The sequence below is a fragment of the Trichloromonas sp. genome (assembly GCF_041583255.1).
Classification (GTDB): Bacteria; Desulfobacterota; Desulfuromonadia; order Desulfuromonadales; family Trichloromonadaceae; genus Trichloromonas.
Genome location: NZ_JBFHGD010000180.1, coordinates 1 through 6,983, shown reverse-complemented (window position 1 = coordinate 6,983; position 6,983 = coordinate 1). Strand labels below are relative to the sequence as shown.

Genomic DNA, 6,983 nt, shown 5'->3' with positions numbered 1-6,983 from the left:
CTGGTCGATGATGTTGCTGCTCACCTGGGCGAGCCGCCACACGTCGGTCTCCCTTGCACGGAAGTCGCCGCCTTTCACGGTGTCGTAGAAGAGGCGGTAGATGCTGTCGCCGTCGTTCGGGTAGTTCTTGGCCGCGTTGATACCGCCCTGAGCGGCGATCGAGTGGGCGCGGCGGGCGCTGTCCTGGTAGCAGAAGGCGTGGACGTTGTAGCCCAGTTCACCCAGGGATGCTGCCCCGGCGCCACCGGCGAGACCGGTGCCGACCATCAGGATCTTAAATTTACGTTTATTTGCCGGGTTCACCAGCTTCATGTCGAAGCGGTGCTTATCCCACGATTTCTCAATTGGTCCGGTAGGACATTTGCCGTCAAGTATCACGAGTAACCCCCTAGATCTTTACGATGCCAGCGATGATGAGAATCGGAATCGAGATGTAGCCGAAAAGCAGTACCAGGGCGACACCCTTACTTACCTTCTCGACCACCGGCAGAGAAGAACCATTATTGAATCCGAAAGTCTGAATGAAGCTCTGGAAGCCGTGGCTTACATGCAGGAACAGGAAGACCATAGCGGCAACGTAGATCAGAGAAATGATGAACTTCTGGAAGCTCAGCACGACCATGGAAAAGACGTCAGGCCGATTCAGGGCATCCACCGGCAGATGGCTGGCGGAGATCTCAGGATTGGTGACGTGCATGGTGAAGTGCAGGATGTGGTAAGCAACGAAGACCAGCAGCAGCAGACCGCTGACGATCATGGTTTCCGATGCAAAATTGGCGCGAGCCATTTTCTTCACGGCATAAGATCCGGGAGTCGCGGCCCGGTTTTCCAGGGTCAACTGGATGCCGAAGATGATATGAATGCCGAAAACGGCCAGCATGATCAGACGGAAGACCCAGACCAGGGGGCCGAGGTCATGAAGATGCTTGGCGTAGGCGTTGATCCCGTCGGCCCCGAAAAATACGGACGAGTTGCCGAGCAGGTGAACGCAGATAAAGGAGATCAAGATAAGGCCGGTTACGGCCATTATGATCTTTCTGCCCACGGTGCTTTGGATAAATTGCATAATTTTCATCCCTTAGAATGATTTTCTTTACGCGAATAAGGAATTTACACTCCCAGTCCCTTATCTCATGAACTACATCCGCATTTCAGTCATCTGGCGGATGCGGGCTTGCCCCGTCATCCGCATTATTGACGATTGAAAAAACGGGATTCCGAACACGAGGCGGAGCACGCCAACAAGCCAGACATTCCATTTTTCTCTCTCCTTGCTAAAAGATTAGCCCACACATGAGCAACACACACAACGCCGTTACAGAGAGCGGCGACATAACAAAATGTATACTGCATACACTGAAGCGTATACTAAACATCGTTTGAAAAAATTGCAAAAAAAAAATCAACCGGGAGCGCCCATACTCCGAAAACCTCCTGAAATTGAACCCAGTTTTTGCCCCATTCGCGGCAGTGAAAGAGTTCGGTTTCCGGCTTTACTCGCAGGCTATTCATCAGCTTGCCGCAGCAATCACGCGCAACGATTTTGACCTGAGCGCAGCAACGACATGCGACAGTTAACGTACATCAATGTCTGGCATTTGAGAAGTAAATTAAATTCAAATTGGCGCTGCATAATCTGCAGATACACACTGCCAATCAATGAAATTTGTAATATATTCAACACTTTAACCAACTTATACGCAAAACCGAATCGATCCTCGACCCGATTGCCGTATAAAAATGCAATACACCGGAGATGGCGCAAATCCTGGCAAAGAGTCGGCAAAACCGCGTAAGCCCTACCTATTTCACGTTTTTTATTTTTTAATTGATTTCCTCAAATCTTGGCACGCTCACTGCTACTTACAACTGCAAACAAACCTTGTGAGCGCCTGGAAAGGAGCTAACCATGAAAAAGACATTCCAATTTCTATTTATGCTGTCATATGCCTTTCCCGGTTACGCAGCCGAAGGCGCAGTCCCCGAATCGTCTGGCAGCAGCCTCGCCGTCATTCTGTTTCTAGGCTTTATCGCCCTGATCATCGTCGGCCAGCTGATCCCGGGGGTCATGCTCTTCATTTCGATGGTCAGGGGGTTGTTTAAAAAACAGCCGAATGAAATCAAGCATGCAGATCATAAATAAGCCATCATCACATTCGCCCCTGGAGGTCATCATGAACAAAGGTACCCTGGTTCCCCTGATTGCAGCCCTGCTCTGCCCCTTCTCGTCGGCCTTTGCCGCTTCTGGCCGCAGCGACAACAGTGGATTCGTGGTCTGGATTTTTCTCGGCTTCTGCGCCCTGATTATCGTGGCCCAACTGGTTCCGGCCATACTGGTCATGCTTGGGATGGTTAAAAGTGCGGCCGAAAAAAGCCCGGAAGAGGCCAAGCAAAAGACCCATTGAACAGACCATCTGCGGTCAGGAGGGAACACGTTCTCCTGACCGCAGAACCTCCCGTCCGACTCCTTTCCGACAGAGTCAGTTAATTCTTGACGTCATCAGCAAAAAACATCTATTTTCTAACAGGTAGTTGCTCGCCCCTGAAAAACACCATCGGCATCTTCCGGGCCATTCCTGCGACCGAAGAGGCCTGCACGGCCGAAGCACCTCTGCAATGCGGGATTTTAATGCGCTTTTTCCGAAACGCCTCGATCAAGGGCAAGACGATATGCATCATCATGCTTACCAGCGGCGTGGCATTGCTGCTCTCAACGGCGACCTTTATTTACAATGAAGTCGTTATCTTCCAGGAATCCCTGCTGCAGGAAATGACCACCCTTGCCCACGTGGTTGGCGACCATACCCGGCAGGACCTGCTAATCAACGATGTGCGTTCAATCGACAAGAGCCTGGCCAGTCTCACCTCCCATCCGCCGGTCAGCCACGCCTACCTGTTCGACCGCCACTTCAAACCACTGGCCCACCAGATCAACTACCCGACGGAGAGAGCCTTTCTGCCGGATCCCCTGTGCACCAAATTGTCGGCGCACAATAACCTGCACACCGAAACCTACTGTCTCACCTTCGAGCACTTGGCGGTATTTCACCCGCTTCTGGCCAACGACGAAAAAATCGGTACCATTTTTATCCAGGCCGATCTCTCGCCCCTCTATCACCGTCTCGGTCAATTCATCCTCGGGACGATGGCGGTACTGGGCCTGACCATTGCCGCCGCCTTCGTCCTCTCGGCCCGGCTGCAGCAATTTGTCACCGCCCCGATCCTGCATCTTTTCGACACCATGAAAAAGGTCAGCCACGAAAACAACTACCAGCTGCGGGCGCAAAAGGTGTCGGACGACGAAGTCGGAAAGCTGATTGAGGGCTTTAACGGCATGCTCGCGCAGATCGAGCAGCGCGATGAATTGCTGCGCCATCACCAGGAAGACCTCGAGCTGTTGATACTGCGGCGGACCAGTGAGCTTCAGGCCACCAACGAAAACCTGGAAACGACCATCGAAGAACTGGGGCAGGCCAAGGCGTCCGCCGAAGCCGCCAATGTCACAAAGTCACAGTTCTTCGCCAACATGAGCCACGAAATACGCACTCCGATGATCGGCGTGCTGGGCATGTCCGAATTGCTTCTCAACACCGAACTGGATCCAAACCAGCGCAGCCTGGTTCGCACGGTGCACAGCTCCGGCGAGGCCCTGTTGAAGATGCTCAACGACATTCTGGATTTTTCCAAAATGTCCAGCGGCAAAAGCAGCCTCGAAGAAATCGATTTTGACCTGCAGTCCGTCGTTGAAGAGGCTGCCGCCCTCCTGGCCGAAAAGGCCCTGGCCAAAAACCTGGAACTGGTCTGCCATGTAGTTCCCGGCACCCCGACAAACCTGCGGGGAGACCCGGGACGGCTGCGGCAGATTCTACTGAACCTGATCAGCAACGCGATAAAATTCACCGATTTCGGCGAAGTGGTAATCACGGCAGGCGAGGTCGCGGCCGGTCCGGATAAAAGCATACAGATAACGGTCAGGGACACCGGGATCGGCATGTCACCGGTCACACAGGAAGAAATTTTCGAATCCTTCACCCAGGCCGAACGCTCGACTGCTCGGCAATATGGCGGCACCGGCCTGGGCCTGGCCATCGTGCGGCAACTGGTCGGCCTGATGAACGGCACCATCGCTGTTGAGAGCGAGCCGGGCAGCGGTTCAACCTTCCGCATCGTTCTGCCCCTGCTCCGCCTGAGCCAGGCGCCCTGCGCCGAGCAACTCATGCCGGCAGAATACCGGGGGCAACGGGTACTGCTGATCCACGCCAACCATTCCGCCCGCATGATGCTGATGGACCACCTCGCCGCCCTCGGTCTTGCTGCGGAAAGCACCGGATCTCTGCCGGCCGGCATCGCCTCGCTGCTGCAGGCCGACCGCTCGCACCAGCCCTTTCAGCTGGTGCTGCTGGAAACCGCGGTTCCCGATCTGGACGTCGCTGCTTTGCGCAGGGGGACCACCGGCCTGGCTGCCGCATCCGTCCCGAAGCTGGCCCTGATCAGTCCGCAGCATGATTTACTGAATGCAGAAACACTCACCCGGCTTGGCGTAGGTGCCGTCCTCTACAAACCGATCGCCCCCTCGCAGCTGCAGCCGACGCTGACCAGGGCACTGGCAGCCGGCCCTCCATCCCGCATCCTGTCGGCTCCAAACGACTCGAATATGGCAATAAACCCGTCACGGGTGCTGATTGCCGAAGACAACGCGACGACCCAGACGCTGCTGCGAAGCGTCGTCGAAAGCATCGGCTGCCAGGTCGACATCGCCAACAACGGCGCGGAAGCGCTCGAGAAACTCGGCCAGCACAAGCTTGTGCTGATGGATCTGCGGATGCCGGAGATGGACGGACTCGAAGCGACGCGGCAGATCAGACGCCAGGGCAACACCGTTCCGATCATCGCCCTGACAGCCCATGGCGACAGGCAGGGCAGCATCGAATGCTTTGCCGCCGGAATGAACGATTACCTGCAGAAGCCTTTTCGCAACAGGCAGCTGCAAGAGCTGGTGAAACGCTGGCTGGGGGAAGACACGACAGCGGCGGCGCCGACGGCAGCAGCTGCCGGCAATAGCGAAGGGGCAGGCCTCGGCCCGGCCGAGCACCGGATCCTGGTGGTCGAAGACACCGACGCGACCCGGAGACTGCTCAAAATCATCCTCGAAGAATCCGGCTATCAGGTCGATGGTGTCGACAACGGCCTCGCGGCGCTGGCCCGGCTGGAAGAAAGCCCTTTCGACCTGGTCTTGATGGATTGCCAGATGCCCGGAATAGACGGTTTCGAGACCACGCGGCGCATCCGCGAACGGAACATCGAGGTTCCGGTCATCGCCTTGACCGCCCGCGCCCCTGAAGAAAGCCGTGAAGCGTTTCAGCAGGCCGGGATGAACGATTACCTCGGCAAACCCTTCAAGCGCACGCAGCTCGAGAGCATGGTCAGGCGTTGGCTCAGTACCGAAACGAACGCCCAGAGCCCGGCTGAAAGCACCGCCTCAGCACCGTTCACCAGCGGAAAACTCTTATGAAAATACGGAAGCGAACCCTCGCCATCATCCTGCTTGCGGTCGTTGCCTACCTGGGGATGGTGATCGGCCTGGCCCTGCCGCTGATCAGCCGCTACAGTATGCACGAAGAACTCCAGCTCATCGCGGTCAGCAGCAGCCGGAACAAGGTCGGGCAACCGGTGCACCTGACCGTCGAAGGAGCCGGCTTCGGCAAGAAAACCAATTTCATGCTGTCCCTCGACAGCGGCAACCAGCAGGCGATTGTTTACGACAGCGAAACCTCGTGGCCGATCGACACCATCCTGAAAATCGGCAGCACCCTCTACCTGGGCGACCGCGACCGGAAGGTGCACCGGTTCGATATCAGCCGACCTGACCGGCCCGAATATCAAATCAGTTATTCCCTGGGCGACAGACCGACCGCCCTGGCCGAGATCGACGGCAGCCCCTGGGCGGCGTCCGGCTATGGAGAAATCGGCCCCCTGGGAGAAAGAGCCGCACGGCCCGTCGAGACGATCGTCGATTTCACCGGCGATGCCGAAGGGGTCCTGTATGCGGCGGCGGCAAGACAGGGGTTGGTCGTCTTCCGCCAGAAAAACGGGACTGCCGTCAAGATCGGCGCGCTTGCCCTGCCCGGCTCCGCCCTGTCGATCGCGGTTGCCGGCAACACGGCTTACGTCGCAAGCGTACGGGGGGGGCTGCACATCTGCGACATTTCGTCCCCCGAAACCCCCCGGCTGCTATCGACCCTGCCCCTTGCCGGCAACAACCAAGCCCTCGCCGTGAAAGATACACGGGTCTTCCTCAGCAGCGCCGACCAATTCACGGTCATCGACGTGCAGAATCGGCTTCAGCCCAGGGTGCTGGCCCAATTGCCGCTGACCAAAGCCAACGCCATAGTCATCCACAACAACCTGGCCCTGCTGGCCGCCGGCAGTGCCGGCCTGCTGGCCGTCGACATCAGCGATCCCGCCCGGCCCTTTCTGGCCGGGCACCTGACTCCAGGGGATGTAATCCGCTGCCTGGCCGTCGCCGGCGACCGCGCCTATCTCGGCACCGGCAGCGCCGGCCTGCTGGTGGTCGACCTGAACCGGCTGAGCCTGAACCCGGAGTGGCGGCCGGGGCCGCTGCATGCTCCAAAATCAAAAGTCGAGCTCACCAAGGCCTTGCGGCGCCATGCCACAAGCCTGTGGGGCGAGCTCGCAGCGCAGGCCGAGATCCAACTCCCCCCCGGATGCTATGCCGCCGACGCAGCACGCATCGGCCCGGCCACCTACCTGGCGACCGATTGCGGCCTGCTCATCCTCGACCGCGACCAACCGGGCCGGCTGCAGGTGCGGCAACAGCCGCTGGCCTTTGCCGGCGAGATTGCAGTGGACGGAAGCACCGCCTACGTCAGCGGCGGCAGGCAATCAACAGAACTCAAGCCCGCCAGCAAAGAAAGCAACCCCGGCTTGCAGGTCTTCGACGTCAGCGAACCGGCGCAGCCCCG

The 6,983-nt window shown here is 57.8% G+C and carries 6 protein-coding genes; 4 read left to right on the top strand and 2 right to left on the bottom strand.

Annotated elements, in window-relative coordinates; genetic code table 11:
- Positions 1-378, bottom strand: a 378-nt coding sequence (locus ABYV89_RS13040) for an FAD-binding protein (protein ID WP_432823381.1), incomplete at its 3' end; no start/stop codon positions are given.
- Between the two features lie 10 nt (positions 379-388).
- Positions 389-1,066 (bottom strand): succinate dehydrogenase cytochrome b subunit, encoded by a 678-nt coding sequence (locus tag ABYV89_RS13035; protein ID WP_432823380.1) that lies wholly within the window; start codon positions 1,064-1,066, stop codon positions 389-391.
- An 843-nt stretch (positions 1,067-1,909) separates the two neighbouring features.
- On the opposite strand from ABYV89_RS13035, the gene ABYV89_RS13030 reads away from it, so the two are divergent.
- From ABYV89_RS13030 to ABYV89_RS13015, 4 genes are all read left to right on the top strand, one after another.
- Positions 1,910-2,143, top strand: coding sequence for a hypothetical protein (locus ABYV89_RS13030; RefSeq protein WP_432823379.1), 234 nt, complete (start codon positions 1,910-1,912; stop codon positions 2,141-2,143).
- A 31-nt stretch (positions 2,144-2,174) separates the two neighbouring features.
- Positions 2,175-2,405 carry a hypothetical protein gene (locus ABYV89_RS13025; protein WP_432823378.1) on the top strand — a complete coding sequence of 77 codons (231 nt, stop codon included), beginning with the start codon at positions 2,175-2,177 and terminating at the stop codon, positions 2,403-2,405.
- 224 nt (positions 2,406-2,629) lie between these two features.
- Complete coding sequence (locus tag ABYV89_RS13020) at positions 2,630-5,512, top strand: response regulator (protein ID WP_432823377.1); 2,883 nt, start codon at positions 2,630-2,632, stop codon at positions 5,510-5,512.
- The coding region (locus ABYV89_RS13015; RefSeq protein WP_432823376.1) for an LVIVD repeat-containing protein at positions 5,509-6,983 on the top strand (1,475 nt) is incomplete at its 3' end. The genes ABYV89_RS13020 and ABYV89_RS13015, both read left to right, overlap by 4 nt.

Bases quoted from the DNA above. Each gene is read 5' to 3' on its own strand.
- ABYV89_RS13030 (WP_432823379.1), top strand. From the start codon at position 1,910: ATGAAAAAGACATTCCAATTTCTATTTATGCTGTCATATGCCTTTCCC.
- ABYV89_RS13035 (WP_432823380.1), bottom strand. From the start codon at position 1,066: ATGCAATTTATCCAAAGCACCGTGGGCAGAAAGATCATAATGGCCGTA.
- ABYV89_RS13020 (WP_432823377.1), top strand. From the start codon at position 2,630: ATGCGCTTTTTCCGAAACGCCTCGATCAAGGGCAAGACGATATGCATC.
- ABYV89_RS13025 (WP_432823378.1), top strand. From the start codon at position 2,175: ATGAACAAAGGTACCCTGGTTCCCCTGATTGCAGCCCTGCTCTGCCCC.